This is a genomic window from Gordonia sp. NB41Y (assembly GCF_030718915.1).
Lineage (GTDB): Bacteria > Actinomycetota > Actinomycetes > Mycobacteriales > Mycobacteriaceae > Gordonia > Gordonia desulfuricans.
The window spans coordinates 5384963-5411580 of record NZ_CP132196.1; the positions used below are offsets into that span (position 1 = coordinate 5384963).

Sequence of the window (26618 nt, forward strand, 5' to 3'; positions counted from 1 at the left end):
GCACGCGCGACCGGTGACGACCAGATCGGGCATCCCGGTGCCGCGGGCCCGATGACCGGCGACGGGCCCGTCGCCCTCGACTGGCTGCACGAGGCCGCCGCGGCCACCCTCGCCGCGGGTCTGCACCGCGAGCCGGTGGTCCGCCGCGAGGGGCAGGAACTGCTGAACCTGGCCTCCAACGACTATCTCGGCCTGTCCACCCATCCGGCCGTCGTCGCCGGGGCACATCTGGCCCTCGACCGCTGGGGTGCGGGGGCCACCGCCTCGCGGCTCGTCGCCGGCACCACCGCCGAACACGTCGACTTCGAGTGCGAGATCGCCGACTTCCTGGGTTTCCCTGCGGCCCTGATGTTCTCGTCGGGTTACCTCGGCAACGTCGGTGCCATCACCGCGCTGGTCGGGCGGGGTGACCTCATCGTCAGCGACACCGGCACCCACGCATCGCTGATCGACGGCTGCCGGTTGTCGCGGGCCCGGGTGGTGGTGGTCGACCGGGGCGATCACGAGGCCGTCGCCGCAGCCCTGGCCGAGCGCACCGAGGACCGCGCCCTGGTCGTCTCCGACTCCATCTACAGTGTCGACGGCGCCGCGGCACCGGTCGCCGAACTCTATGCCGCCGCCCGCGCCCACGGTGCGGCCCTGCTGGTCGACGAGGCCCACGGTCTCGGCGTGCGTGGGCCGGGAGGACGTGGCGTGATCGCCGAGGCCGGCCTGTCCGGGGCGCCCGACCTGGTGGTCACCACCGTCGCATCCAAGTCCCTGGGCGCCCAGGGTGGCATCGTGCTCGGGCCGCAGGTGTTGCGCGGCCACCTCGTCGACCGCGCCCGCCCGTTCATCTTCGACACCGGGCTCGCCCCGGCCGCCGTCGGCGGTGCCCGCGCCGCCCTCGGCCTGCTGCGGACCGACCCGGAGATGCCGAACCGTCTGCGCCGCAACGTTATCCACATGGCCGAGCGGTGCGATATCGAACTGCCGCGTCGAGTCGACGGGACACCCGAGGTGTCGGCGGTGCTCTCGATCGTCGTCGGCGAGCCGCAGCCGGCGGTCGCTGCGGCGGCCGCCTGTCGCGAGCAGGGTGTGCTGGTCGGCTGTTTCCGGCCGCCGTCGGTGCCCGCCGGTACCTCGCGGTTGCGTCTGACCATGCGGGCCGACCTGACCGCCGACGACGTCGATCGCGCCGCCGACGTGGTCCTCGCGGCATTGCGTCGGGTGGGTGCCCGATGAGCGCCCGATCCCTGGTCGTCACCGGTACGTCCACCGACATCGGCAAGACCATCGTCACCGCGGCCCTGGCGGCCGCACTCGCCCCGCGCCTGGACGTCGCGGTGTGCAAGCCGGCCCAGACCGGTGTGCTCGACGGCGAGCCGGGCGATCTCGCGACGGTCACCGCGCTCACCGGTCCGCTCCCGACCCTGGAATGCATCCGCTATCCCGATCCGCTCGCACCCGAGACCGCCGCCCGCGTGGCCGGTGTCGCCCCGGCCGACCCGGACGAGATGCATTCGCGTATCGCCGCTTTCGCCGGACGCCATGATCTCACCCTGGTCGAGGGGGCCGGTGGCGCGCTCGTGCGGCTGGCTCCCGACCACACCATCCTCGACGTGGCGGCCGCACTGAGTGCCGCGGTCCTCGTCGTCGTGCAGGCCGGGCTCGGGGCCCTCAACCACGCCGAACTGACCGTCGCCGCGATCCGTGCCGCCGGACTGCGGCCCGCGGGTCTGGTGATCGGCGCCTGGCCGGAGCAGCCGGATCTCGCGACCCGCTGCAACCGCGACGACCTGCCCCGACTCACCGGGGTCCCGGTGGTCGGCGTGATCCCCGACGGTGCCGGCCGTCTGTCTGCCGGCCGGTTCCGCCTCGACGCCGCGAGCTGGTTCGATCCGGACTGGCTGATCAGACTGCGCCCCAACGACTTCGAGACATCGAACAGCACCCACCAAGGAGTTCTCGCATGACCCAGGCACCCGTGGACCCGCGCACCGCGACCACCCCGACCGCCGCTGTCCCGACCGGCGCTGTCCAGACCGGCGCGGCCGACATCCTCGCGATCGCCCGCGAGCAGGTCCTCGAGCGTGGGGAGGGGCTCAGCCAGGAGCAGGTGCTCACCGTGCTGCGCCTGCCCGACGAGCGGCTCACCGAACTGCTGCAGCTCGCCCACGACGTGCGGATGCGCTGGTGTGGTCCGGAGGTCGAGGTGGAGGGCATCATCTCGCTCAAAACCGGTGGCTGCCCGGAGGATTGCCACTTCTGTTCACAGTCGGGCCTGTTCGCCTCGCCGGTGCGCAGCGCGTGGATCGACATCCCGTCTCTGGTGGAGGCGGCCAAGCAGACCGCCAAGACCGGTGCCACCGAGTTCTGCATCGTCGCCGCCGTCCGCGGACCCGACAAGCGCCTGCTGAGCCAGGTCGCCGCGGGTATCGAGGCCATCCGCAACGAGGTCGACATCCAGATCGCCTGCAGCCTGGGCATGTTGACCCAGGAACAGGTCGACCAGCTGCGCGACATGGGCGTGCACCGCTACAACCACAACCTGGAGACCGCGCGCAGCCACTTCCCCAACGTCGTCACCACCCACACCTGGGAGGAGCGGTGGGATACCCTGCGTATGGTCCGCGACGCGGGTATGGAGGTCTGCTGCGGCGGCATCCTCGGCATGGGTGAGTCGCTCGAGCAGCGTGCCGAGTTCGCCGCCGACCTCGCCGGCCTCGATCCCGACGAGGTGCCGCTGAACTTCCTCAACCCGCGACCGGGCACCCCGTTCGGCGACCTCGACGTGCTGCCGGCGTCGGAGGCACTGAAGTCGGTGGCCGCGTTCCGGCTCGCGCTGCCGCGAACCATCCTGCGCTTCGCCGGTGGCCGCGAGATCACCCTCGGAGATCTGGGCGCCAAGCAGGGCATTCTCGGTGGGATCAACGCGGTCATCGTCGGCAACTACCTCACCACGCTCGGCCGTCCCGCCGAGGACGACCTCGATCTGCTCTCCGATCTGTCGATGCCGATCAAGGCACTCAACGACAGCATCTGACGAGCGGAGCACAGAGGTGGCTAGGCTCGCAGGGGTGGGAGTTGCGATGACGAACCGATCCGACGCCGGGGGAGACCTGATGGTCCCCGGTCCGCTGGATCAGCCGTGCCGATACGGGGTCTACACCGGGATCGAGCTGGAGCTGCAGTCGCCGGATGCGGTGCCGACCGCGGCGCGGCTCGGACTGGAACCGCCGCGGTTCTGTGGGCAGTGCGGTCGGCGGATGGTGGTGCAGGTGCGCCCGGACGGCTGGGATGCCCGCTGTTCCCGGCACGGCACCGTCGACTCCACCGAACTGGGCCGACGATGACCGATCCCGCCGGTCCTCCGGCACCGCACGGATCCGACCGGCCGCAACCGGTACCCGGGCAACCGGGGCATCACGAGCCGGGGTCCTCGGCACCGATCCCCGCATCCCCGGCGGCACCGGCCGCGCAGAACCCGATGGCCCCGATGACCCCGGTGCCGATGGCGCCGCCGCGGACCGTCCGGCCGGCTCACCGCACCCCGTCGACCCTGGTCGCGGTGGCGGCGGTGACGCTGCTGCTCGGGGTGATCGCCGGTGCGGTGTGGGCGGTGGTGACCCCGGCGATGTCGGGGGTCCGTGCGGCCGACGGCGCGTCGGTCTCCGGTGCCCAGCTCGGTGAGGAGTTCGCCGGTGTCGCCGCGTTCTGCCTGATCATGTGTGCATTCGGGGCGATCGCCGCCGGCGTCTCGTGGTCGGCGGCCCGCGGGTGGCGTGGACTGCCCGGATACGGGGTCACGCTGGCGTCGACGATCGTCGGAACCGGTGTCGCGGGTTGGGTCGGCACCCAGATCGCCGACTGGCATCTGGCCGGGCCCACCGACGTCGCGGTGGGACAGACCTTCCGGGTGGTCCCGGACCTGTGGCTCGACCAGTCGGTGCGGCAGGGTCCCAGTGGGCCGTGGGTGTTGCTGATCTGCGCGCCGCTCTTCGCGACGCTGGTCTATCTGGTGTGTGCGCTGGCGCAGCGCGACGGCGACCTCGGTGTCGGTGATCAGCCGCAGTGGCCGGCGGTCGGCGACACGCAGGCCGTCACATCGGGGGTTTGAGCGTCGCGAACTCGTCGGTCACGCGCAGCGCCTTGTCGGCGAAGGCGTAGAGCGACGGGGGACGGCCACCCGAACGGCCGGTACGACCGAGCAACCCGGTCGCGACCACCACGCCGCGGCGGCTGAGGATGCGCAGCAGGTTGGTGGTGTCGACGCGGTAGCCCAGGGCGGCGCCGTACACCTCCGACAGCTCCGACATCGCGAACCGCGACGGGGCCAGCGCGAAGGCGATGTTGGTGTAGGAGAGTTTGGCGGCCAGCCGATGTCGGCCGGCCTCGATGATCGCCGCATGGTCGAAGGCCAGATCGTCGCCCCCGAGATCGTCCACCCGATGCCAGGCCGCACCGCTGGGCAGGTCCGTCGCGGCGTCGGAGGGCACCAGCCCCAGATAGGTCGAGGCGATGGTCCGCACGCCCGGGACGCGATCGGGGGCGGAGAACACCTCCAGCTGTTCGAGGTGCGCGACGGTGCGGACGTCCATCTTCTCGGCGAGCAGGCGGAGTCCGGTCACCGACAGGTCCTCGTCGTCACCGATGTCGCCGCCGGGCAGTGTCCACGGTGCGGTGTGGTCGCCGTGGGTGAGCAGCACCGAGAGTGCGGGCGCGTCGTCGGGTTCGGTCTCGCGGACCTGGAAGACCACACAGAGAACCTCGACGCGCATGGGCGCCTCGACACGTAACGGCGCCTCGACACGCACGGCCGGCGTCCCGGGGTCGGAGGGTTCGGGAGGCGTCGGCATGCCGACGATTCTAGGGGCACCCCGCCGCCGTTCCGACGGTGTGTCGGCCGGTTCGCGCGGCGGGTCGCCGGCTCACAGCTCCTCGAGGGTGACCAGGCCGTCCTGGATCGCGCGGGCGACCAGCGACGCCTTGGTACGGGCGGCGCGACCGGCGTCGGCGTACTTGGTGCGGATGCGGGCGAGGTGGGTGTTGACCGTGCCCACCGAGATGTTCAGCCTCGAGGCGACATCGGCCTTGGAGTCGACCAGCAGCCAGGTGCGCAGCACCTCGACCTCACGGGTGGTCAGCGGCACCGGAAGGGTGCGGGGCTCGGGTCGCGGGGAAGTGATGACGGCGATCGGCTCGACCCGACGCGGGGGCATCACCGGTCGTGCGGCGAGACGTTCGAGGGCCTCCTGGCGGCGGCGTACCGCCTGCAGGGGCGTGGAGTAGCTCCGACGGCCGGGGATGGGGCTCCGCGGCGCGATCGGCGGCATGGGCTGCGCGGAGTTGCCGGTGGCGGTACCGAGGCTTGCGGTCATGATGTCGGACTCCTGAAGTCGTTGGTTGACGGGGATGACGCTGGTGTTTCGGCTGATCAGAACGCTACGGAGTACAACGGTGGATCAAACGAGTAGTGGACTACTTGGAATGGGCTTGGAATGCCCGCAGAGTGACCGGTGTTACGATGACTGCAGGTTTTCGATCAGTAGTCGAAAACCCGCCGCCGGTACACAGCCCGTGCCGTGCGCAGGCCGCAGAGCGGCAGGACAGAGGAGTTCTCCAGATGAGCATCACCAGCGACCGACCCGCGGTGACCGAATCGACTGCTTCGGCTGCGGCGGACATGCAGTGGATCGACGGCCCCGGCGGTTTCACCGGCGTCGAACCCACCCTCGAGTGGGCCGAGGAGGTCCGCAGGCTCGCCAAGGCCCGCAATGCCACCCTGCTCGCGCACAACTACGAGCTCCCTGCCATCCAGGACGTGGCCGATCACGTCGGCGACTCCCTGGCACTGTCGCGGATCGCCGCCGAGGTCGACTCCGACGAGATCGTGTTCTGCGGTGTGCACTTCATGGCCGAGACCGCCAAGATCCTCAGCCCGGACAAGCGTGTCCTGATCCCGGACGCCCGCGCCGGCTGCTCGCTGGCCGATTCGATCACCGCCGACGAGCTGCGCGCCTGGAAGGACGAGTTCCCCGACGCCATGGTGGTCTCGTATGTGAACACCACCGCCGAGGTCAAGGGTCTCACCGACATCTGCTGCACCTCGTCGAACGCCGTCGACGTCGTCGCCTCGATCGATCCCGACCGCGACGTGCTGTTCCTGCCGGATCAGTTCCTCGGCGCGCACGTCAAGCGCGAGACCGGACGCGACAACATCCACATCTGGGCCGGTGAATGCCACGTCCACGCCGGTATCAACGGTGACGAGCTCACCGAGCAGGCCGCCGCCCACCCCGACGCCGACCTGTTCATCCACCCCGAATGCGGTTGCGCCACCTCGGCGCTGTACCTCGCCGGTGAGGGTGCGGTGCCCGACGACCGGGTCAAGATCCTGTCCACCGGCGGCATGATCGACGCCGCCCGCGAGACCGGCGCCAAGCAGGTCCTGGTGGCCACCGAGATCGGCATGCTGCACCAGCTGCGCAAGGCCGCCCCCGGCATCGACTTCCAGGCGGTCAACGACCGTGCGTCGTGCCCCTACATGAAGATGATCACCCCGGCCGCCCTGCTGCGTGCCCTGCGCGAGGGACGCGACGAGGTGTTCGTCGCCGACGACGTCGCCGCCCGCGCCCGCCAGAGCGTCGAGCGCATGATCTCCATCGGCAACCCCGGTTCGGGGGAGTGAGCGCACCGATGAACGCGACCTTCGTGGGGCAGGAAGCGGCGACCGGGGATCTCGATCTGGCCGTCACCGACGAGGTGCGGGCGCTGATCCGCACCGCGCTCGACGAGGACCTGCGGTACGGGCCCGACGTGACCACGGCCGCAACGGTTCCCGCCGACGCGACGGTGGACGCCGCGATCGTCAGCCGGGCACATGGCGTGATCGCCGGCGTGCCGGTGGTGCGTGCGGTGTTCGACGAGGTGATCGGTACCGACCGGTATCAGGTGACCGCGGCGATCGCCGACGGAACCCCCGTCGCCCCGGGTGATGTGGTGCTGGCCGTGCGTGCACCGACGGCCGCACTGCTGACCGCCGAGCGCACCGCGCTGAACCTGATCTGCCATCTGTCGGGTATCGCCACCGCGACCGCGGCGTGGGTCGCCGCGGTCGACGGCACCGACGCCAGGATTCGTGACTCGCGAAAGACCTTGCCGGGCACGCGGTATCTGCAGAAGTACGCCGTGCGGGCCGGCGGTGGCGTCAATCACCGCATGGGTCTCGGCGATGCGGCACTGATCAAGGACAACCACGTCGCGGCCGCGGGTTCGGTCGGTGCCGCACTGCAGGCGGTGCGCGCTGCGGCACCGGGGCTGCCGGTGGAGGTCGAGGTGGACTCGCTGGAACAGCTCGACGAGGTCCTGGCGTTGTCCCCGCAGCTGGTGTTGCTCGACAACTTCGAGCCGTGGGAGACCCAGATGGCCGTCCAGCGCCGCAACGCGCGGTCGCCGGAGACCAAACTCGAGAGCTCGGGTGGCCTCGCCCTCGAGGTCGCCGCCGACTATGCGCGCACCGGCGTCGACTACCTCGCTGTGGGTGCGCTCACCCACAGCGTCACCGTCCTGGACCTGGGGCTTGACACGGTCGAGTAGGGCGCCGCGGCCGGGCCACCGTGTCGTCGGGTTCGGGCCGGGCCCTGCACTGCCGGTTCTTGAGCCGATGACGAGCACGCCGACGGTGACCGCGATCATCGAGATCCCAGCATCGGCCGGTGCCCGTACATGTCACCGAGCTGGGACAGTAGCAGTACGCACACGGCGGCCGCGAGGGTCTGGACCGTGAGGAACCAGGTGATGTCGGCGTCGCTCACCCGTGTCCAGTAGGACGTCGACGCCGGTGTCACCCGGACGACCTGTCGGTCGCGGAACTGCGGGGCGTGACATGCCGATGCGGTACGACGCGTTTCATATGTCTGCAGGTCGGACGGTGCAGGCCGTGTGGGTCGGTCGGGTGTCCTCGGTGGGGCGGGCGGACTGTCGCAGGTGGGGCCGGCCGTTCTCTCACGCCCCGATCGCCCGCGCGATCATCGGCCACGATGCGCGTAGTTCCGCCGCGAACAGGCCCCATGAATGGGAACCGAGAGGCCGGATGTCGAGGTGGTGGGCGATGCCCAGCGACGCCAGACGCGCCGACAGTGCTGCATTGCACCCACTGGCCACCGACTCCACGGGCAGGCCGCCGATCAGCGCGCCGGGCAGCTCCAGTGGACCCAGACGATCCACCGGGCCCGGCACACCCGTCGCCGAGCCGAGGTAGATCGCCTTGCCGCGCAATCGGTTCGCGTTGACGATCGGGTCGTGTGCCGCCCACGCCGGTGCACCGGGCGGCCCCCACATGTTGAGCACGTTGCCGCCACCGCGGGCCACCACCATCGTGTTGGTCAGTACACCGAGCGGGAATCCGGTTGTGGGACAACCACTGTAGGCGGCGACGGCCCGGTAGCGCTGCGGTGCCTGGGTGGCCAGGTCGACGGCCGGTCCCGCCGACATCGACACGCCGCTGATCGCATTCGCACCGGTGGTGCGGAAGACCTTGGCGATCGCCGCGGGCAGTTCGTGGTTGATGTAGGTCTGCCATTTGTTGCGGCCCAGGACGGGGTCGTCGTGCTGCCAGTCGGTGAACATGGAGAACCTGCCACCGATCGGCAGGACGACGTTGACACGTTTGCCGGCGAAGAACGGCCGGACACCGCCGTGGTGATACCACGACACCCCGTCCTCTGCGCCGCCTGCGCCGGGCAGCATGTAGAAGACCGGGGCGACGGGTTTACCAGGTAGATGCAGGACCTGGTTTCGGATCACCCGGTTCATCGAGGGGGAGTGCACCAGCACCACCGTCTCGGTGGGTGACACCTCCTGGACCGACACCACATCGGCCCGCGCCGATGTGGCCGGTACCGCCAGGATGGTCGCTGCCGCCGCGGCCACGGCGATCACTGCTCGCGTACACGCTCTCCGAAATCGCGCCATGGTTGGCGATTATCGGCGGGCTGTGGGGTTGCTGTGAACCGGGGTATGGCGGAACGTTAGGCCTTCGTGATGGTTTCGAGTCCGGGGCTACCGGCCGGCTTCGGTCAGCTGCCAGCCCTGCGCGCTCTGCAGCCGATGCCAGAATCGCGCATAGGTCCCGTCGGCCTCGAGCAGTTCGGCATGGGTGCCCTGCGCCTCGATCCCTCCGGTGGCGTCGAGGGCGATGATCGTGTCCGCGCGCGCGATGGTGGCGAGCCGGTGGGCGATCACCACGACCGTCGCCCGCTCCCGCAGTTTCTCCACCGCGGCCACGATGTTCGCCTCGTTCTCCACGTCGAGAGCCGATGTCGCCTCGTCGAGGACGACGATCGGTGCGTCCTTGAGCAGCGCCCGGGCGATCGCAACGCGTTGCCGCTCGCCACCGGAGAGGCCGCGTCCGCCCTCGCCGACCCGGGCCGACCATCCGTCGGGAAGCCGCTCGGCGATCTCGGTGACACCGGCGATGTCCGCGGCGGCACGGATCTCGCCGGGGGTGGCATCGGCCCGGCCGACGGCGACATTGGCCTCGAGGGTGTCGTCGAAGAGGTAGACGTCCTGGAACACCATCGACAACTGGGCCATCAGCTGTTCGGTGGTCTGCTCGGTGACCGGACGGCCGCCGACGAGGACCTGGCCGCCGGCGACGTCGTAGAAGCGGCAGATCGCCCGCGCGATGGTGGACTTCCCGCTTCCGGACGGCCCGACGAGGGCGACCATCGTGCCCGCCTCGACCGTGAACGACACATCGTGGAGCACCGGTGGGCTCGCCGGCGAGTAGGTGAAGCCCACGTCGACGAATTCCACCGTCCCCGGTGCGGGCAACGCGGCGGCGTCCTCGGGTTCGGGCAGCGGTACCGCGGTCAGGACCCCGTCGAGCTGATCGAGCAGTGGCCGACGAGACTCCAGGGCCATCGCCTCGGTGGTGATCTCCGACAGCGTGGAGGTGAAGCGCAATGCCAGACCGATGAAGGCCAGCGCCGGGATCGGTTGCAGCGACCCGTCGATGGCGAGCGATCCGGTCAGCGTGATGAGCACGACGATCACACCCTGGGTGACCATTCCGCTGAGCAGCAATCCGACGGTCTCGATCCACAGTGCTCGGGTCTTGGCCGTGTGGGCCGCCGCGAGTGCGTCGTCGAGCGGTCCGAAGTCGTCGCTGCGGCCGCACGAGCGGATCGCGCCCTGGCACTGGACGTACTCCACCACCTGGTTGGCGAGCGCGTTCTCCGTGGGTTCGTGCATCTCGCGGCCCCGACGCATCAGGGCGGTCGAGGCGAGGGTGATGAGCACGAAGACCGGGATCGCGATGGTCAGCCCCAGGCCGAGCAACGGATCCCAGAACCAGGCGGCGACGACGATCACCACCGTCGCGGTCAGTCGCGACACCAGCGGACCGAACATGTGCGCAAAGATCTCGCCCGCCGACATCAACTCGGTGGACACCATCCGCGAGAGTGCACCGGCGAGCGGACGGGCGAACCATCCGAGCGGCTGCCGGGCCACCTGATCGCCGACCAGTCGATGCAGGCTGCGCAGGAAGTCCAGTGCAACAGCGTAATTGGTGTACTGGGTGATGTAGTTCAGGCCGAATGCGGCGGCCGACAGGATGCCCAGAATCCACAGCCAGCCGGCCAGTCCGAAGCCCCACACCGGGGTGCCCTGGGCGAGGGTACTGATGGTCGGCAGCAGGGCGGCCAGCGCGGCACCGTCGACCAGGCCCACCCCGACGGCGGCGGCGATGGCCGGACGCATGCGTTCGGGATGCGAGATCATGCGCTGCATCCGCGGGACGATGTCGATCAGGGGGAGGTTCATCGGTGTGTCCCTTCGGCGGTGCCCGTGGGGCCTGTGGTGCCCGACCCGGGCTCACGCGACCCGGTGTCCGGCGAGCCGGTGCGGTGCGTCCCGGCCAGTCGGGCGTCGGCGCCGGCCCGCTGCCACATGCGGGCATAGGCCGGGTGGCCGGCGAGCTCGTCGTGGGTTCCGGTGGCCACGACCCGTCCCGACTCGACGACGATGATCTGGTCGACCCCTTTGATCACCTCCGGCCGGTGGGCGATCACCAGCACCGTCCGGCCGCGGACCAGGGTCGAGAGCGCTTGCTGGATCTGGTGTTCGGACTCGGGGTCGGTCAGCGCGGTGGCCTCGTCGAGGACCAGGATCGGGGCGTCCACCAGGACCGCCCGGGCGATCGCGATCCGTTGGGCCTGCCCGCCCGACAGTCCCGAATCCGACCCGTAGACGGTGTCGAAACCGTTGGGCAGGGCTTCGATCTCGTCGAGAATCCTTGCCGCGGAGGCGGCCTCGCGGACCTGCCCGTCGGTGGCGTCCGGTCTGCCGAGCGCGATGTTGTCGCGGATGCTGATGGTCAGCAACTGCGGATCCTGCAGGACCATACCCACCTGCGAGTACAGATCGTCGATCTCGCTGATGTCGACGCCGCCGATCCGGATGGTGCCCGACGCGGGGTCGTCGAAGCGGGCGAGCAGGGTCGCGATGGTCGATTTCCCCGATCCCGACGGGCCGATGAGTGCGGTGACGGTGCCCTGCGGCAGGGTGAAGCCGACGTCGTCGACGGCGAGCACCGCATCCGGGCCGCTGCCGTAGGAGTAGCGCACCGCCTCGAAGGTGACATCGTGTGCCGTCGGGCGCCGGGCCTGGTCGGCATCGGGTTCGGTCAGGATCGGGGTGTCGATGAGCGCGGCGAGACGCGAGGCCGCGGCACCGGCGAGTTGTCGGCTCCACGTCGAATGCATCCACGTCTCGAGCGCATACGGGATCAGCAAGGCGATCAGCGAGGTGGCGAGCACGTCGGCGGTGCTCACCTGATCGTGGTGTACGAGAACCGAACCGACGCCGATGTTGACCAGCAACACGAGCGGGATGGCGAGGAACGAGGTGCCCAGTGCGGAGACGCGGACCAGCGGCCGCACCCAGTCGAGGTAGAAGTCGTAGAACTCGTCGGCCGACTCCTGGTAGTTGCGATGGGCGCGCCCGACCCGCCCGAACGCCTTGACCACGGAGATCCCCGCGACGAACTCGACCATCCGCGCCGAGACGGTGGACAGCCGACGGTCCATCTCCACGGTCTTCTCGCCCATGCCCCGCATCGACATGGCCATCGCGCCGATGTAGAGCGGCAGTGTGGCGATGGAGAGCAGCCCGAGGCGCCAGTCGATGACGAAGGCGTAGATCATCAGCGCCGCCGGCATCACGACGGCCGCGGTCCCGTCGACCGGCTGGTGGGCGATCAACTGGTGGACGGTGCCGATGTCGTCCTGCATGCCCTTGCGTACGCGACCGGAGTTGGTGGCGGTGAACCACGCGAGCGGTACCTTGGCGAAGCGATGCACCAGCCGGAGCTGGATGAGGTGGCCCAGCCGGATGTCGGCGAGGTGGGTGACCAGCAGGGCGACGAAGTAGATCGCGAGCCGTAAGACGAAGGTGATCACCAGGATTCGCAACCAGCGCCGGATCTCGTCGCCGTCGACGGGGGTACCCGCGGACGAGGCGGCGAGCAGTGTGCCGCCGATCTGGACCAGGGCGATGTAGGGGACCACGGCGAGAACCCCGGACACCACGGCGAGCAGCCGGCCGATGGTCAGCGGCACGGCGACCGGTCGCATCAGACGCTTGAGCGCGAGGGCGTCGGCCTTCTGTTTCTCCTTCTCGCTCAGAGCGTTTCCGTCGCCGTCGGTGTGCTCACCAGACGGTGGGCGGGCGGCGTCGGAGCTGTGCGGGTCGGAGTCTGCGGGATCGGTGACGGCGTTGGCGGCGGTCATGGCACCTCTCGCGATCCATGGCGACCTGCGGCGTCACGTCCCGTGGTGACTTAGGGTAGCCATACTTAAGTTCGGGTCGCGTTCACCATAGGTCGTGCGCCGATCGCCTGGCAAGGGTCACGAGGTCATCGACGGTCCCGCCTGCCAGGGCGGACGGACCGTGCGCACCAGCGAATAGCGGACGATGTCGGGGCGGTGCAGTTCCGAGGCGTAGAACAGTCGGCGACCGCTCGCGGCGACCCCGATCAGTTCCAGGGTCATCACCGGATCTCCGGCCGACATGTCCAGCAATGCCGCCGATTCCGCGTCGAGCACGTCGGCCCCCGGGGTGGCCACCTCCCAGACCAGCGATTCGCCCCACGCCTGGGCGACGGCGGTGAACACCGAATCGTCGAGTCGCGTCGGCTCGGCGTCGGGGACGAGCAGGTACCCCGTGGCGATCATCACCGGCAGGTCGTCGGCGAACCATCGTTTGGTGGTGTGCACACAGGGGGCGCCCGGGTCGCAGTCGAGGAGTGCGGCGACGTCGGCGGGGAGTGAACCCCAGGTCTCGGCGACGATCTCGACGCGGGCCTCGTAGCCGAGCCGCTCGAGTAGTTCGGTGTGCTCGAACTGATCCTCGAGCCGCACACTCATCCGCAGCGCCAGCGGGTCGACCACGGTCGCCGCGCCCTGCCGGCGTCGCAGCAGGCCCTGCCGTTCCAGATCCGCCATCGCCTTGCGCAGCTGCTGGCGGGTGCAGTGGAGGCGGTCCACCAGGTCCATCTCGCCCGCCAGCGGTACCCGGTCGGCGGAGGCATCGCGGGCCAGGCGCAGCAGTTCCCGGGTGATCCGCCCGTGGGAGGCTGCGTCGTCGGATACCGAACCGGTGCGGCTAGCCATTCTCCGACGCCTCGCTGACGTCGATCGCGTCGATCTCGGCGAGCAGCCGGTTCGTGAGATCGTCGTCGGCGAAGCTCGCCGTCACCGACGTCCGCGCGAGATCGCGGAGCTCGGATCGGTCGAGACCCCAGATCTGGGATGACACAGACCAATCGGTTTCCAGCGAGGTGCCGAGGACGGCCGGGTCGTCGGTGTTCAGCGTGACCGCGACCCCGGCCTGGCGCAAATGCCGGAACGGGTGCACCTCCCATGACGGATACAGCCCGAGTGCCACATTCGATCGCGGACACACCCCCAGCGGGATCTGCTGATCGCGCAGCCGGCCGACGAGCTCCGGGTCCTCGACCGCCCGGACTCCGTGGTCGATGCGTTCGGCGTGCAGATGGTCGAGCGCATCGCGCACGCCCTCGGGTCCCGACGACTCTCCGGCATGGACCGTCCGCCGCAGGCCCCGGTCTCGCGCCAGCGAGAATGCCTCCGCGAAGCGGTGACTCACCGGTCCCGACCGATGCTCGTCGCCGTCGATGGACAAGGCGACCACCCGTGGCGGCCGGGATTCGGTGATCTGTTCGACCAGTTCGCGGGCCGAGGACGCGGACTGCCCCCGGGACAACGACACGCACGTGTTGACCTCGGCCAGGCCGTCGGCACGGGCTTCGTCGAAGCCGTCGGCGAAGGCGGCGAAGAGCGCCGGAACCCGATCGGTCCACTGTCCCCAATGTCCGGGGTTGACGATCACATCGGTGTACCGGATCCCGGATGCGGTCTGGCGCGCGGCGAACCGGTAGGCCAGCGACGACGCCTGCTCGGGTGTGGCGACCAGTCCGCATCCCCAATCCAGGAAGCGCAGAAAGGAACTCAGCCCGGTCTCGGCGCCGTCGCCGGCACCGGCGGTCGCCCCGCCGAACAGCCGGTCGGCCGGGAAGGGGAGTTGCGCACCTGCGGCCTTGGCCAGGCCGAGGAGATCGGCCAGTCCCAGCGACCCCTCCAGGTGGATGTGCACCTCGGCCTTGGGCAGGGCGCGGATCCAGGCTTCGTCGACGCGTTGTGCCACGGCGGATTTGGTCATGCGCAGAGACTCTACCGAGATCGCCGGACTTATCAACAAGTCCGGGAACCGGTGTTGCGAACCGAGGTGGAGGCATCGGCCGGCTGCCTCTAGCATCGCCGAGTTCTGCAGGTCAAACCGAACTGGTCGTTTGATTCACTGTGGTTCTTCCCCTGTCGCCTCCGGGCCCGACCTCTCAGGATGTCCACTTGTCAACAAGTCGCCGACGATCGGGTCCCGCATCCCGTCGGCCGGCAACGAGAACCCCAGAGGACGTGGTGCACATGAGGATCAGAGCAATCCTGGCGAGTCTGCTCGCCGCCGTCGCGATGGTGGCCACCGCATGTTCACCGGACAGCGGGGCCGACACCTCGTCGGCGCCGAAGGTGGCGATCATCCTGGGCGGCCTGGCCAACGACGGCGGGTTCAACCAGTACGGTGCCGACGCCGTGCACAACCTCGAGAAGGACGACAAGGTCACCGCCCAGGTCCGTGAGTCGGTGCACACCGACGCCGACGCGCAGGCCGCATTGCGCCAGTACGCCGCCGACGGCTACGACCTGATCATCGGCTGGGGCCTGGACTTCGCGAACTCGGTGTTCTCGGCGGCCGAGGAGTTCCCGCAGTCGCACTTCCTGGCCACCGGGTCGGCCGACATCCTCGCCAAGACCACGGCCAATGTGGAGACGTGGACCTATGCCAGCGATCAGCAGGGCTACCTGCTCGGCTGGGTCGCGGGCAAGGCCGGTCTGTCGCCGACCGCCGTCGTCGACGGGCAACTCGCACCCTTCAACGAGGTCACCTACAAGGCCTTCTCGGTGGGTCTGAAGACCACCAATCCCGGTGCCACCGAGCTCAAGCCGGTTTTCACCGGCAGCTGGGAGGACCCGGCGCTGGCGAATCAGGCCACCAAGGCCCAGATCGCGGCGGGCGCCAAGCTGATCGTCACCGGCGCCGAGGGCTACACCTCGGGTGTCATCGCCGCGGCCAAGGAGGCGGGCGTGGCGACCATCGGCGCATCGGCCACCTCCTCGTCCGATGCGGCCGAGGTCAACATCGGTTCGGTGGCACTGGACTTCACGCCGACCCTCACCGAGGCGGTCGGCCGCGTCGAGGCCGGTACCTTCGGCAACCACGGCTACACCTCGACCATCGCCAACCACGGCCTGGTGTTCACCGGCTACCACCGCGTCGCCGCCGCACCCGGACTGCCCGCCGACCTCGAGGCCCAGACCCGGCAGCTGGCCGCCGATCTGGCCAGTGGCAAGGTCACCATCCCGCCGATCTCGTGACCGGTATCGAACTCCGTGCGGTGACCAGACGGTTCGGTCACCAGGTCGCACTGTGCGGCGTCGACCTCGCGGTGCGGGCGGGCCGGGTCCACGCGCTGGTCGGGGAGAACGGTGCGGGCAAGTCCACCGCCCTCAAGATCCTCTCGGGCGCCGAACATCCCGACGCCGGAAGCGTGCTGATCGATGCCGGCCCGGTTCGCCTGCGTCACCGGCGCGACGGTATCGACCACGGCATCGGCACGGTGATGCAACAGCTGAGCCTGATCGGTGACCTCACCCTCGCCGAGAACCACATCCTGGCCGGTGACCGGTTCCGTGCCGACCGTGGCCGGGCCGCCCGAGAACTGACCGGCGTCGCCGAGCGTGCCGGTCTGCGGATCCCGGTCGACACGCCCGTCGCCGAACTCGAACTCGCGCAACGGCAACAGGGGGAGCTGGCGATGGCACTGGCACGCGGTGCGCGGATCCTGTTGCTCGACGAGCCGACCTCGGCGCTCGGGCCACACGAGACCGAGGCCCTGTTCGACACCATCCGCACGCTGGCCGACTCCGGCACCGCGGTGCTGCTGATCACCCATCGGATCGACGAGGTGCGTGCGGTGGCCGACGACGTCACCGTTCTCACCCGCGGACGGGTGACGCTGTCGGGGGCGATGACCGACATCTCCGACGAGCGTCTGGTCGCGGCGATGATCGGTGAACAGGACGACCGTACCGAACCGGTGCGGACGGTGGCACCCCGGACCGCGCCGGTGCTGTCGCTGACAGAGGTCGGGACCGCCGGGTCCAAAGGTCTTGCCGGCGTGGACATCACCGTGCACGGCGGGGAGATCGTGGGCGTCGTCGGGGTGGGCGGCAACGGTCAACGCATCCTCGCCGAGGTCGCCGCCGGACTGGTGACGCCGACGACGGGGAGCGTCCGCGTGGCCGACCGGCCGCTCACCGGCGACGCCGCCCGGCGCGACACGGTGTCCTATGTGCCCGAGGAGCGGGACGAGGCGCTGCTACCCGACGCCGACGCGGCACACTCGGCGATCCTGCGGACCCTGGGGCGCGGCGGATTCCGCACCCGGGTCAGCACTCTCGACTGGCCGGCGATCCGCACGTTCACCGACACCCTGATGCGGCGACACGATGTGCGGCCGGCATCGTCGACGGTGCGGGTCGGCGCACTCTCGGGCGGCAATCGGCAGAAGCTGGTGGTCGGGCGCGAACTCGATGCGAACCCGGTGGTGGCCGTCCTGCACGGTCCCACCCAGGGACTCGATCCGCGTGCCGCGGTGGCCATTCGCGCCGAGATCCGCGCCGCGGCCGATCGCGGCACCGGCATCCTGCTGATCTCCGCCGACATCGACGAGGTCCGCGAACTCGCCGACCACATCCTGGTCATCTCTCGCGGGCGCATCGTCGACGAGTTCGGCATCGGGCAGTACTCGCCGACCCGGGTGGGCCGGGCGATGGCGGGCGTGACCGAGGGGGCCGCATGAGCGTGTTCGGTGGGGTCCTCGTCGATCGGTTCGCCGCGCCCCGGGCCCGTCTCCACGTCCAGACCGCACTGTATGTCGCCGGTGGCGTCGGAGTGGTCGTGGCGCTGATCCTGTCGTCCGGCGCCTACCTGGACACCGCACTGATCGGATGGTTCGACGGCGCATTCGGCAGCAGCTATGCGGCCACCCAGACCATCCAGAACGCGACCACCCTGACCCTCGTCGCACTGGGCGCCGCGGTGGCATTGCGCACCGGGGTGATCAGCATCGGCGGTGAAGGGCAGGTGATCGTCGGGGCGATCGCGGCCACCGCCGTCGCATCGGGACTCGGCGAGGCCGTACCGCACCCGGTGGCGTTGGTGCTCGGCGTCGTCGCCGGTGCCGTCGGCGGCGTGCTGTGGGCGCTCCCGCCGGCGTTCGCGAAGTGGCGGTGGAACGTCAACGAGATCCTGTTCACCCTGCTCATGAACTATGTCGCCGTCGCCGTGCTGGCATATCTGCTGCGGACGTCGTTACGCGATCCGCAGTCCAACTCGAGTCCGCAGAGCGCTCCGATCCCGGGATCGTCGATGCTGCCGTTGCTCCCGGTCCCCGGACATCTGCATGCCGGGGTGCTCCTGGTCGTCGCCGCCGTCGCGGCGGGGCTGTGGTTCCACCGGACCGGCGCTGCCTTCCTGCTCGACGTGCACCGGACGAGGCCGGCGCTGGCCTCGCGCGCCGGTCTCGGGCACGGCCGGGCGATCCTCGTCGCGTTCGTGGTGTCCGGTGCTGCGGCCGGTGCCGCCGGATGGGTGCAACTGGCCGGGGTGACCGGCCGCCTCGAACCGAACATCACTGCGGGGCTGGGATTCTCGGCAGTCGCCGTCGCCGTGCTCGGCCGGTTCCACCCGATCGGCATCGTGGTCGCCGCGGTCTTCTACGCATCACTCGGAACCGGCTCGGCCGGAGTGCAATTCGCCACCGGAACCACACCTGCCGCGATCGGCACCGTCTCGCAGGGCATCCTGCTGCTGACCGCCGCACTCGTCGGCACGGTGATGTACACCGCCCGTCGGACCCCGCGCGGTGCGGCCACGCCGACGGCGACCCCGATCGAGGAGCCGGTCGGATGAGCGCGATCGAGTTCTGGACCGTGGTGATCGCCGGCGCGATCGGGCTGTCGGCACCGATCATCGTCGCCGGTGTCGGCGAGATCGTCTTCGAACGGGCCGGCGGGTTCAACGTCGGCATCGAGGGCATGATGCTGCTCGGTGCGGCCACCGGGGTGGTCGGCGCCCGCGTCGGCGGTGTCTGGGTGGGCCTGCTGTTCGCCCTGCTGGCCGGCGTGCTCGCCGGCGGCGTCCTCGGCTTCGCCCATGCGATCGTCCGCGCCGACATCGTGGTGGTGGGCGTCGCGGTGGGCACCATCACCACCGGGCTGTCGGTGTTCATCTACCAGTGGCTCTCGCCGGCCGGGGCGGTCAACCGCACCGTGCCCACCCAGCCGGTCCTGACGCTCCCGCTGCTGGAACACCTTCCGCTGGTCGGTCGGGGACTGGCGCATGCCGGACTGTTCTTCTACGCATCACTGGTCCTGGTGGTGGTCGTCGGCTGGTTCCTGCGCAACACCCGCGCGGGGTTGCGGCTGACCGCGGTCGGCGCGGCACCCGAGGTCGCCCGGGACCGCGGGATCTCACCGTCGGCGACGCTGTGTACGGCAGCGGTGTTCGCCGGCGGCTGCGCCGGGCTCGGCGGTGCGGTGGTCTCGCTCGGCAGCATCGGCACCTTCTCGCCGGGTATGACCGGCGGCGTCGGATTCATCGCCCTGGCAGTGGTGATCGTCGCCCGGGGACGTCCCGGGGGACTGGTGATCGGCGCCCTGGGATTCGCGTTCTTCAACAGCCTGGCGCTGCTGGCCCAGACCCGTGACCTGGGTCTTCCGGTGGAGCTCTATCAGGGACTGCCCTATGCGGTGGCCCTCGCCGTCCTCTGCGTCGCGGCGTCCGGGCGTGGGGTGGGCGGCCGGCTGCGGCGCCGGCCGCCCCCGGCTGCGACCCGACCCTCCGGCAACACCGGTGACACGAAACCCCCGGTCACCGGGAACGACAAGCACTCTCATCCAGATCAACCACAGGAGGCACTCTCATGACCGTCGGATTCATCGGCGAGGCACGCGATTCCGTCGACGACCGCGAACGCGGCCACATCGACACCGTGATCGGGCTGGCCGAGCAGTTCGCGAAGCTCGCCCCCGACCACGACGAGCGCGCCGAGATCAATGTCGCGAATCTCGACGCCCTGCACGATGCCGGGCTGACCGCCGCGGTGCTGCCGGCCGCGGTCGGCGGAGAGGGACTGTCCTACCGGGCCTTCGGCGCCATCGTCCGGGCCATCGCGCAGGGCGATGCGGCCACCGCCACGATCTGGGCGATGCACACCGGTGCCGGGGTGGGGCTGGCCGAACTGACCCGCGACACCCTCGGTTCGTTCTTCGCCGAGCAGTTCCTGGCCGGTCGACGATTCGCCAATGCGCTGTCGGAGCCCGCCACCGGCAACGCCTTCCTCAACCCGCAGCAGGATGCGCAGCCCGCCGACGGCGGCTGGACACTCAGCGGTGCCAAGCGATTCGTCTCGGGCAGTGAGATCGCCGACTATCTGCTGGTCAATGCACGTGTGGACGGCGCACCCGCGTACTTCGCCGTGATCCCCGACGACTCGGTGACGTTCGTGCCGATCTGGGACACGCTGGGCCTGCGCGCCACCCGCAGTCAGCTGGTGTCCTTCGACGACACGCTGCTCGCCGCGGACAAGCGCGGCCGGGTTCCGGGCCCCACCGACTTCGCCGCGATCCCCGCGGCGCTGCCGGCCATCTCGCTGGGGATCGCCGACGCCGCGCTCGCCGCCCTGATCGCACACGCTCGAGGTCGTGAGATCGCCGGTGCGCCGTTGTCGCACCAGCAGTGGGTCCAGCACGCCGTCGCCGACGCCGAGATCAAACTGACTGCCGCACATGCCCTCTACGACAAGGCATTGCGTGAGGCCGATGCACATGACCCGGCGTTCTTCCCGGACCTGAACCGGGCCAAGTATCTCGCCAACAAGGTGGCCGTGGAGGTCGCCGGTCTCGGCGTGCGGATCGGTGGCGGCACCGGCTTCCTCAAGACCTCACCCATCCAGCGACATCACCGCGATGCGCAGGCCGGGCAGCTGATGGCACACTCCACCGAGGTGCTGGCGACCATCATCGGCAGCGACGTCCTCGGCGTCGGCGCGCAGGAGCGATGACCGTGGCACGTCCTCGGATGATCTTCAACGCGTTCAACATGTTCACCGTCTCCCATCACGACCAGGGGATGTGGGCATGGCCGGGAAGCCGTCAGCGCGAATACAACTCGGTCGACTACTGGGTGGACGTCGCACGCCTGCTCGAGCGTGGCCATTTCGACACGCTGTTCTTCGCCGATGTGCTCGCCCCGTACGACACCTTCGGTGACAGCAGCGAGCGGGCCATCTCGAGTGGAATGCAGTTCCCGGTCAACGATCCCGGCACCCTGATCCCCGCCCTGGCCCACGCCACCGACGACCTGGGTTTCGTCCTGACCCAGAACATCCTGCAGGAACCGCCGTATGCCTTCGCGCGCAAGATGTCGTCGCTCGATCACCTCACCCGCGGACGGATCGCCTGGAACATCGTCACCACGTTCCTGCCCGGTGCGGGCCGCAACCTGGGGTTCGCCGGATTGCCCGACCACGCCGAACGGTATGCGCGCGCAGACGACTTCGTCGACGTCGTCTACAAGTTGTGGGAGGCGTCCTGGGAGGACGACGCCGTCATCGCCGACGCCGCGACCGGCCGATACAACGACCCGGCCAAGATCCATCGCATCGATCACACCGGGCCCTATTACGACGTCGTCGGCCCGCATCTGTGTGAACCGTCGCCGCAGCGCACACCGTTTCTCGTGCAGGCCGGGGTGTCCGCGCGCGGACGTGACTTCGCCGGCCGCAACGCGGAGGCATTGTTCATCAATGCGTTGAGTCCGCAGGAGGCCGCACCCGTCGTCGCCGACGTCCGGGCCGCCGCGGCACGTCACGGGCGTGATCCGGCGAGCGTGGTGCTGTTCGGCATCCTCGGTTTCGTCGTCGGCAGCACGGAGGCCGAGGCCAAGCGATTGCAGGAGGAGATCACCGACTTCCAGAGCATCGACGCCCACCTCGCCAAGCAGAGCGTCTTCCTCGGATACGACTTCGGCCAACTCGACCCGAACGAGCCGATCGGTGAGATCGCCAAACGGCCCGAAGGAAAGGAAGGCGTCGTCGGGCAACTCATCGCGATGTCGCCGAACGATCGCTTCACCATCGGTGAGCTGGTCCGCTGGTACGGCAACCTGCGGGTGGTGGGCACCCCGGAACAGATCGCCGACCACATCGAGGCCTGGCAGGATGCCGGCGTCGGTGGGATGAACGTCCAGTACGTGGTGTCGCCGGGCACCTTCGAGGACTTCGTCGACCATGTCGCCCCCGAACTCGAACGCCGCGGGATCATGCAGGATCGCTACCGGCCGGGAACGTTGCGGGAAAAGATCTTTCCCGGCAACGGGCCGTACCTCCCCGAAGCGCATCCGGCGCGTGGACACCGTCGGGCGGCATTCGGTGTGACCGTCTGATCGAGACCTGCCAGAACCTGGCGTCGTGCCGTGCGCGGTGTGGATAGTCCACGTGGTGTCGGGTTCTCGACCACTTCGTGGAGTGTCGGGGACCCGACAATCGCCATGTCGGACCGCGGCCGAATCAATGGTCGACCACCGTGCGCGGATGGGCGTCCGGCGGGTGCCATACGGTGCGTCCGGCATCCGGACCGTCGGACTGCCTGCCGTCGACGCGGGGATCGATCTGCGCGCCAGAACCTGCACAGCGTCCCGAACCGGTGCGGATCCTCCCCTCCGCACGCCGTCCGACGCCACATTGTGGACGGCTTCACGAACCCGGTGAAGTCGTCCCGTCGTAGACCGCGAACCGCCGTCGCCACCGTGTGGGAAACCCGGTGGTGCCCGACCCGTAAACTAGGAGGGTAAAACCCCACCCAGACCAGGAGAGACTCATGCTCGCCCGAACCGACCTGCGCGGTAGCACCCCGACGCTCGCTGAGCTGCGTCGTGCGCTGCCCCGCGGGGGCACCGACGTCAACGCCGTACTCGACACGGTGGCGCCGGTGGTCCATTCGGTCGCCGAGCGTGGTGCCGATGCCGCCCTGGAGTACGGCGAGAAGTTCGACGGCGTCAAACCCGCCTCGGTGCGGGTTCCGGCGCAGGTCATCGCCGATGCCCTGGCCGGCCTCGACCCGGCCGTCGCCGATGCGCTGCGCGAATCCATCATCCGTGCCCGCGCCGTGCACGCCGACCAGCGCCGCGAGACCAGCCGCACCCAGGTGGTCGATGGTGGCGTGGTCAGCGAGAAGTGGATTCCGGTCCGTCGCGTCGGTCTGTACGTTCCCGGCGGCAACGCGGTGTACCCGTCGTCGGTGATCATGAACGTCGTCCCGGCCCAGGAGGCGGGCGTCGGTTCGCTCGTCGTCGCCTCGCCGCCGCAGAAGGACTTCGGCGGCTGGCCGCACCCGACCATCCTCGCCGCCTGTGCGCTGCTCGGCGTCGACGAGGTGTGGGCCTGCGGCGGTGCCCAGGGCATCGCGCTGCTCACCTACGGTGGCGTCGACACCGCAGCCGCCGACACCGCCGGCGGTGTGCTCGACCCGGTCGACCTGATCACCGGACCGGGCAACATCTACGTCACCGCCGCCAAGCGACTGTGCCGTGGCGTGGTGGGCATCGACTCCGAGGCCGGCCCCACCGAGATCGCGATCCTCGCCGACTCCACCGCCGTCCCCGAACTCGTCGCCGCCGACCTGATCAGCCAGGCCGAGCACGACGTGCTCGCCGCGTCGGTGCTCGTCACCGACAGCATCGAGCTCGCCGACGCTGTCGACGCCGCACTCGTCGACCAGGTCGCCCAGACCAAGCACCGCGACCGCGTGGCCACTGCACTGGCCGGTGCCCAGTCGGGCATCGTCCTCGTCGACGATCTCGAGGCCGGACTCGCCGTGGTCGACGCCTACGCCGCCGAACACCTCGAGATCCAGACCGCCGACGCCGCCGCGGTCGCCGACCGCGTACACAATGCCGGCGCCATCTTCGTCGGCAACTACGCGCCGGTCAGCCTCGGCGACTACTGTGCCGGGTCCAATCACGTCCTGCCGACCTCGGGTTCGGCGCGCTTCGCGTCCGGCCTGTCGGTGCAGACCTTCCTCAAGGGTGTTCACGTCATCGACTACGACGAGGCCGCACTGCGCGACGTCGCCGCCAAGGTCGTCACCCTCGCCCAGGCCGAGGACCTGCCCGCGCACGGCGATGCCATCACCCGACGCTTCGCCGGTGAGGTGACGAGCCGGTGACCGCATCCAGCGACGCAGTGACCACCCCGGCCGTCCCGGGCGCATCGATCACCGTCGACGATCTGCCGTTGCGCGACAACCTGCGCGGCAAGAGTGCCTACGGTGCACCGCAATTGCGGGTTCCGGTCATTCTCAACACCAACGAGAACCCGCACCCGCCGTCGGAGCAGCTGATCGCCGACGTCGCCGAGTCTGCGCGGGCGGCGGCACAGGAACTGCACCGTTACCCCGACCGCGACGCGGTGGCCCTGCGTACCGAGCTCGCCGCGTACCTCACCCGCGCGACCGGTGTGTCGCTCTCGGTCGAGAACGTCTGGGCGGCAAACGGTTCCAACGAGATCCTGCAACAGCTGCTGCAGGCCTTCGGCGGTCCCGGACGCTCGGCACTGGGCTTCGTCCCGTCGTACTCGATGCATCCGATCATCTCCGACGGCACCGACACCCGGTGGCTCGAGGCCAAGCGCGACGCCCACTTCGGCCTCGACATCGAGTACGCCGTCACCGAGATCGTCGCGACCCGTCCCGACGTCGTCTTCGTGACCTCGCCGAACAACCCGACCGGCGCCTCCATCCCGAACGCCGGACTTCGGGCGATCGTCGAGGCCGCACCCGGCATCGTGATCGTCGACGAGGCGTACGGCGAGTTCTCCGAACAGCCGAGCGCCGTCGAACTGATCGACGAGTACCCGGCCAAGGTCGTCGTCAGCCGCACCATGAGCAAGGCCTTCGCCTTCGCCGGCGGTCGCCTGGGATATCTGGCCGCCTCACCGGCGATCGTCGAGGCGCTGCAACTGGTGCGCCTGCCCTACCACCTGTCGGTGCTGACCCAGGCCGCCGCGCGCGCGGCACTGCGGCATTCCACCGAGACCCTCGCCGGGGTCGCGACCATCGTCGCCGAACGCAAGCGGGTGGTGGCCGAACTGGCCGCCGCCGGCTTCGACGTGGCGGAGTCCGACGCCAACTTCGTGCTGTTCGGCCGGTTCACCGACGCCCCGGCCTCCTGGCGCCGCTACCTCGACAACGGGGTGCTCATCCGCGATGTCGGAATCCCCGGCCATCTGCGCGTCACCATCGGCCTGCGCGCCGAGAACGATGCGTTCCTCGACGTCAGCCGTCAGCTCGCCGCCACCGACCTGGGAGAGAAGGGGTAAGTGACCTCAGGACAGCAGCCCGCACCGCGTATCGCGCGGATCGAGCGCACCACCAAGGAATCGTCGATCACCGTCGAGTTGAACCTCGACGGCACCGGCAAGACCGACATCTCCACCGGTATCCCGTTCTACGACCACATGCTCACCGCGTTCGGTGCACACGGCAGCTTCGACCTCACCGTCAAGGCCGAGGGTGACATCGAGGTCGAGGGCCACCACACCATCGAGGACACCGCCATCGTCCTCGGCCAGGCGCTCGGCCAGGCCCTCGGCGACAAGAAGGGCATCCGCCGCTTCGGCGACTGCTTCATCCCGATGGACGAGACCCTCGCCCATGCCGTCGTCGACGTCTCCGGCCGGCCGTACTGCGTGCACACCGGCGAGCCCGAACACATGCTGGCCGCGGTGATCGGCGGCTACCCGGGGGTGCCGTACTCGACGGTGATCAACCGGCACGTGTTCGAGTCGATCGCCCTGAACGCCCGCATCGCATTGCACGTGCGCGTGCTCTACGGGCGCGACCAGCACCACATCACCGAGGCCGAGTTCAAGGCCCTCGCCCGGGCGCTGCGTGAGGCCACCGAGTACGACCCGCGCACCAGCGGAATCCCGTCCACCAAGGGGGCACTGTGAGCGCCCCGAGTATCGCGCTGCTCGACTACGGCAGCGGCAACCTGCGCTCGGCGCACCGCGCCCTCGAACGGGTCGGCGGCGACGTCACCGTGACCAGCGACTTCGACACCGCGCTCGACGCCGACGGCCTCGTGGTCCCCGGTGTGGGTGCCTTCGCCGCCTGCATGGAGGGTCTGCGGGCGGTCAAGGGCGACCGGATCATCGGCCGCCGGCTGGCCGGTGGACGGCCGGTGCTCGGCATCTGTGTGGGCATGCAGATCCTCTTCGAGCAAGGCGTCGAATTCGGTGTGGAGGCCGACGGATGCGGCGAGTGGCCCGGTGCGGTCACCCGGCTGCACGCCCCGGTGCTGCCGCACATGGGCTGGAACACCGTTGCCGCGCCGGAGGATTCGGTGTTGTTCGCCGGACTCGACGCCGACACGCGGTTCTATTTCGTGCACTCCTACGCGGCGCAGGAATGGACCATGGACAACGACGGCACCGCGCTGCGGGCACCCGCCCTGACCTGGGCCGACTACGGCGGAAAGTTCTTGGCCGCCATCGAGAACGGGCCGCTGAGCGCGACCCAGTTCCATCCGGAGAAGTCGGGCGATGCCGGAGCGCAACTCCTGCGGAACTGGATCGGGAGCCTGGCATGACCGGCGCCGGTGACGGAAACACGCCCTACCGGTTCTCCTACGGCAAGTTCGTCCTGTATGTGCTGGGCTCGGGAGTGCTGGTGCTGGTGGTGTGCGTGCCCATCATCCTGGTGCTCGCGCACTGGAATTCCGTCGCCGGACTCATCGCCGCACTGGTCACCGTGATCTTGATGATCGCCACGATCGGCACGGTCTCGAAACGACAGATCGGCAAGGCCGAGGCCGCCATGCGCGCCCGCGGTCAGCTACCGGCCACCTGACATCCATCAGACCCGTTACCACCC

General features: G+C 69.7%; 26 protein-coding genes. 18 read left to right on the forward strand and 8 right to left on the reverse strand.

What is annotated here, in order from left to right; genetic code table 11:
• Positions 1-51: 51 nt before the first annotated feature.
• Genes Q9K23_RS23510 through Q9K23_RS23530 form a run of 5 tightly spaced genes read left to right on the forward strand, consistent with a single transcriptional unit; the run spans position 52 to position 4099 of the window.
• Positions 52-1224, forward strand: coding sequence for an 8-amino-7-oxononanoate synthase (locus Q9K23_RS23510; protein ID WP_053777857.1), 1173 nt, complete (start codon positions 52-54; stop codon positions 1222-1224).
• Positions 1221-1955, forward strand: a complete 735-nt coding sequence (bioD, locus tag Q9K23_RS23515) for a dethiobiotin synthase (protein ID WP_053777785.1) — start codon at positions 1221-1223, stop codon at positions 1953-1955. Before Q9K23_RS23510 ends, bioD begins: the two co-directional genes overlap by 4 nt.
• The gene (gene bioB, locus Q9K23_RS23520) at positions 1952-3025 is read left to right on the forward strand and encodes a biotin synthase BioB (protein WP_261977989.1); all 1074 of its coding nucleotides are present in this window, start codon (positions 1952-1954) and stop codon (positions 3023-3025) included. Before bioD ends, bioB begins: the two co-directional genes overlap by 4 nt.
• 46 nt (positions 3026-3071) lie before the next feature.
• Positions 3072-3335: a hypothetical protein gene (locus tag Q9K23_RS23525; protein WP_174519027.1), complete on the forward strand. Its 264-nt coding sequence runs from the start codon at positions 3072-3074 to the stop codon at positions 3333-3335.
• Complete coding sequence (locus Q9K23_RS23530) at positions 3332-4099, forward strand: DUF2567 domain-containing protein (protein ID WP_261977990.1); 768 nt, start codon at positions 3332-3334, stop codon at positions 4097-4099. The genes Q9K23_RS23525 and Q9K23_RS23530 overlap by 4 nt, the downstream gene beginning before the upstream one ends.
• Here Q9K23_RS23530 and Q9K23_RS23535 read toward each other — a convergent pair.
• The gene (locus tag Q9K23_RS23535) at positions 4083-4760 is read right to left on the reverse strand and encodes an NUDIX domain-containing protein (protein ID WP_053777860.1); all 678 of its coding nucleotides are present in this window, start codon (positions 4758-4760) and stop codon (positions 4083-4085) included. The two genes, Q9K23_RS23530 and Q9K23_RS23535, sit on opposite strands and share 17 nt — an antisense overlap.
• Before the next feature lie 150 nt (positions 4761-4910).
• Entirely contained in the window at positions 4911-5360 is a 450-nt protein-coding gene (locus tag Q9K23_RS23540; protein WP_053777787.1) for a LuxR C-terminal-related transcriptional regulator, read from the reverse strand.
• Between the two features lie 245 nt (positions 5361-5605).
• Between Q9K23_RS23540 and nadA the strand changes: the two genes are divergently transcribed.
• Complete coding sequence (gene nadA, locus Q9K23_RS23545) at positions 5606-6670, forward strand: quinolinate synthase NadA (protein WP_053777788.1); 1065 nt, start codon at positions 5606-5608, stop codon at positions 6668-6670.
• Positions 6671-6678: 8 nt separating this feature from the next.
• Positions 6679-7578, forward strand: a complete 900-nt coding sequence (gene nadC, locus Q9K23_RS23550; RefSeq protein ID WP_053777861.1) for a carboxylating nicotinate-nucleotide diphosphorylase — start codon at positions 6679-6681, stop codon at positions 7576-7578.
• Positions 7579-7673: 95 nt separating this feature from the next.
• Here nadC and Q9K23_RS23555 read toward each other — a convergent pair whose 3' ends face one another.
• The 6 genes from Q9K23_RS23555 to add form a co-directional block, all read right to left on the reverse strand.
• Positions 7674-7829: a hypothetical protein gene (locus tag Q9K23_RS23555; protein WP_020791864.1), complete on the reverse strand. Its 156-nt coding sequence runs from the start codon at positions 7827-7829 to the stop codon at positions 7674-7676.
• 157 nt (positions 7830-7986) lie between these two features.
• On the reverse strand, positions 7987-8913 hold the full coding sequence (locus Q9K23_RS23560) for an alpha/beta hydrolase family protein (protein ID WP_261977991.1): 927 nt from the start codon (positions 8911-8913) through the stop codon (positions 7987-7989).
• 129 nt (positions 8914-9042) lie between these two features.
• Positions 9043-10809: an ABC transporter ATP-binding protein gene (locus Q9K23_RS23565; protein ID WP_053777790.1), complete on the reverse strand. Its 1767-nt coding sequence runs from the start codon at positions 10807-10809 to the stop codon at positions 9043-9045.
• Entirely contained in the window at positions 10806-12776 is a 1971-nt protein-coding gene (locus Q9K23_RS23570; RefSeq protein ID WP_082365961.1) for an ABC transporter ATP-binding protein, read from the reverse strand. Before Q9K23_RS23570 ends, Q9K23_RS23565 begins: the two co-directional genes overlap by 4 nt.
• Positions 12777-12893: 117 nt before the next feature.
• Positions 12894-13658 (reverse strand): GntR family transcriptional regulator, encoded by a 765-nt coding sequence (locus Q9K23_RS23575; RefSeq protein ID WP_020792300.1) that lies wholly within the window; start codon positions 13656-13658, stop codon positions 12894-12896.
• Positions 13651-14727 carry an adenosine deaminase gene (gene add, locus Q9K23_RS23580; protein ID WP_053777791.1) on the reverse strand — a complete coding sequence of 359 codons (1077 nt, stop codon included), beginning with the start codon at positions 14725-14727 and terminating at the stop codon, positions 13651-13653. Before add ends, Q9K23_RS23575 begins: the two co-directional genes overlap by 8 nt.
• A 263-nt stretch (positions 14728-14990) precedes the next feature.
• Here add and Q9K23_RS23585 point away from each other — a divergent pair, with 263 nt between their 5' ends.
• From Q9K23_RS23585 to Q9K23_RS23635, 11 genes are all read left to right on the forward strand, one after another.
• Positions 14991-15998 (forward strand): BMP family ABC transporter substrate-binding protein, encoded by a 1008-nt coding sequence (locus Q9K23_RS23585; RefSeq protein WP_152972807.1) that lies wholly within the window; start codon positions 14991-14993, stop codon positions 15996-15998.
• Entirely contained in the window at positions 15995-17485 is a 1491-nt protein-coding gene (locus tag Q9K23_RS23590) for an ATP-binding cassette domain-containing protein (protein WP_053777793.1), read from the forward strand. The genes Q9K23_RS23585 and Q9K23_RS23590 overlap by 4 nt, the downstream gene beginning before the upstream one ends.
• Positions 17482-18597 carry an ABC transporter permease gene (locus Q9K23_RS23595; protein ID WP_082365963.1) on the forward strand — a complete coding sequence of 372 codons (1116 nt, stop codon included), beginning with the start codon at positions 17482-17484 and terminating at the stop codon, positions 18595-18597. The genes Q9K23_RS23590 and Q9K23_RS23595 overlap by 4 nt, the downstream gene beginning before the upstream one ends.
• Entirely contained in the window at positions 18594-19613 is a 1020-nt protein-coding gene (locus Q9K23_RS23600; protein ID WP_053777795.1) for an ABC transporter permease, read from the forward strand. Before Q9K23_RS23595 ends, Q9K23_RS23600 begins: the two co-directional genes overlap by 4 nt.
• A complete protein-coding gene (locus tag Q9K23_RS23605; RefSeq protein ID WP_053777796.1) occupies positions 19610-20749 on the forward strand; it encodes an acyl-CoA dehydrogenase family protein in 1140 nt (379 codons plus the stop codon). The genes Q9K23_RS23600 and Q9K23_RS23605 overlap by 4 nt, the downstream gene beginning before the upstream one ends.
• A complete protein-coding gene (locus Q9K23_RS23610) occupies positions 20746-22131 on the forward strand; it encodes an NtaA/DmoA family FMN-dependent monooxygenase (RefSeq protein ID WP_020792193.1) in 1386 nt (461 codons plus the stop codon). The genes Q9K23_RS23605 and Q9K23_RS23610 overlap by 4 nt, the downstream gene beginning before the upstream one ends.
• Positions 22132-22565: 434 nt before the next feature.
• Positions 22566-23912 carry a histidinol dehydrogenase gene (gene hisD / locus Q9K23_RS23615; RefSeq protein ID WP_020792192.1) on the forward strand — a complete coding sequence of 449 codons (1347 nt, stop codon included), beginning with the start codon at positions 22566-22568 and terminating at the stop codon, positions 23910-23912.
• Positions 23909-25063, forward strand: a complete 1155-nt coding sequence (locus Q9K23_RS23620) for a histidinol-phosphate transaminase (protein ID WP_053777797.1) — start codon at positions 23909-23911, stop codon at positions 25061-25063. Before hisD ends, Q9K23_RS23620 begins: the two co-directional genes overlap by 4 nt.
• Entirely contained in the window at positions 25064-25696 is a 633-nt protein-coding gene (hisB, locus tag Q9K23_RS23625; protein ID WP_020792190.1) for an imidazoleglycerol-phosphate dehydratase HisB, read from the forward strand.
• Positions 25693-26334 carry an imidazole glycerol phosphate synthase subunit HisH gene (gene hisH, locus Q9K23_RS23630; RefSeq protein WP_053777798.1) on the forward strand — a complete coding sequence of 214 codons (642 nt, stop codon included), beginning with the start codon at positions 25693-25695 and terminating at the stop codon, positions 26332-26334. The genes hisB and hisH overlap by 4 nt, the downstream gene beginning before the upstream one ends.
• On the forward strand, positions 26331-26594 hold the full coding sequence (locus Q9K23_RS23635) for a hypothetical protein (protein WP_020794280.1): 264 nt from the start codon (positions 26331-26333) through the stop codon (positions 26592-26594). Before hisH ends, Q9K23_RS23635 begins: the two co-directional genes overlap by 4 nt.
• Positions 26595-26618: the final 24 nt, after the last annotated feature.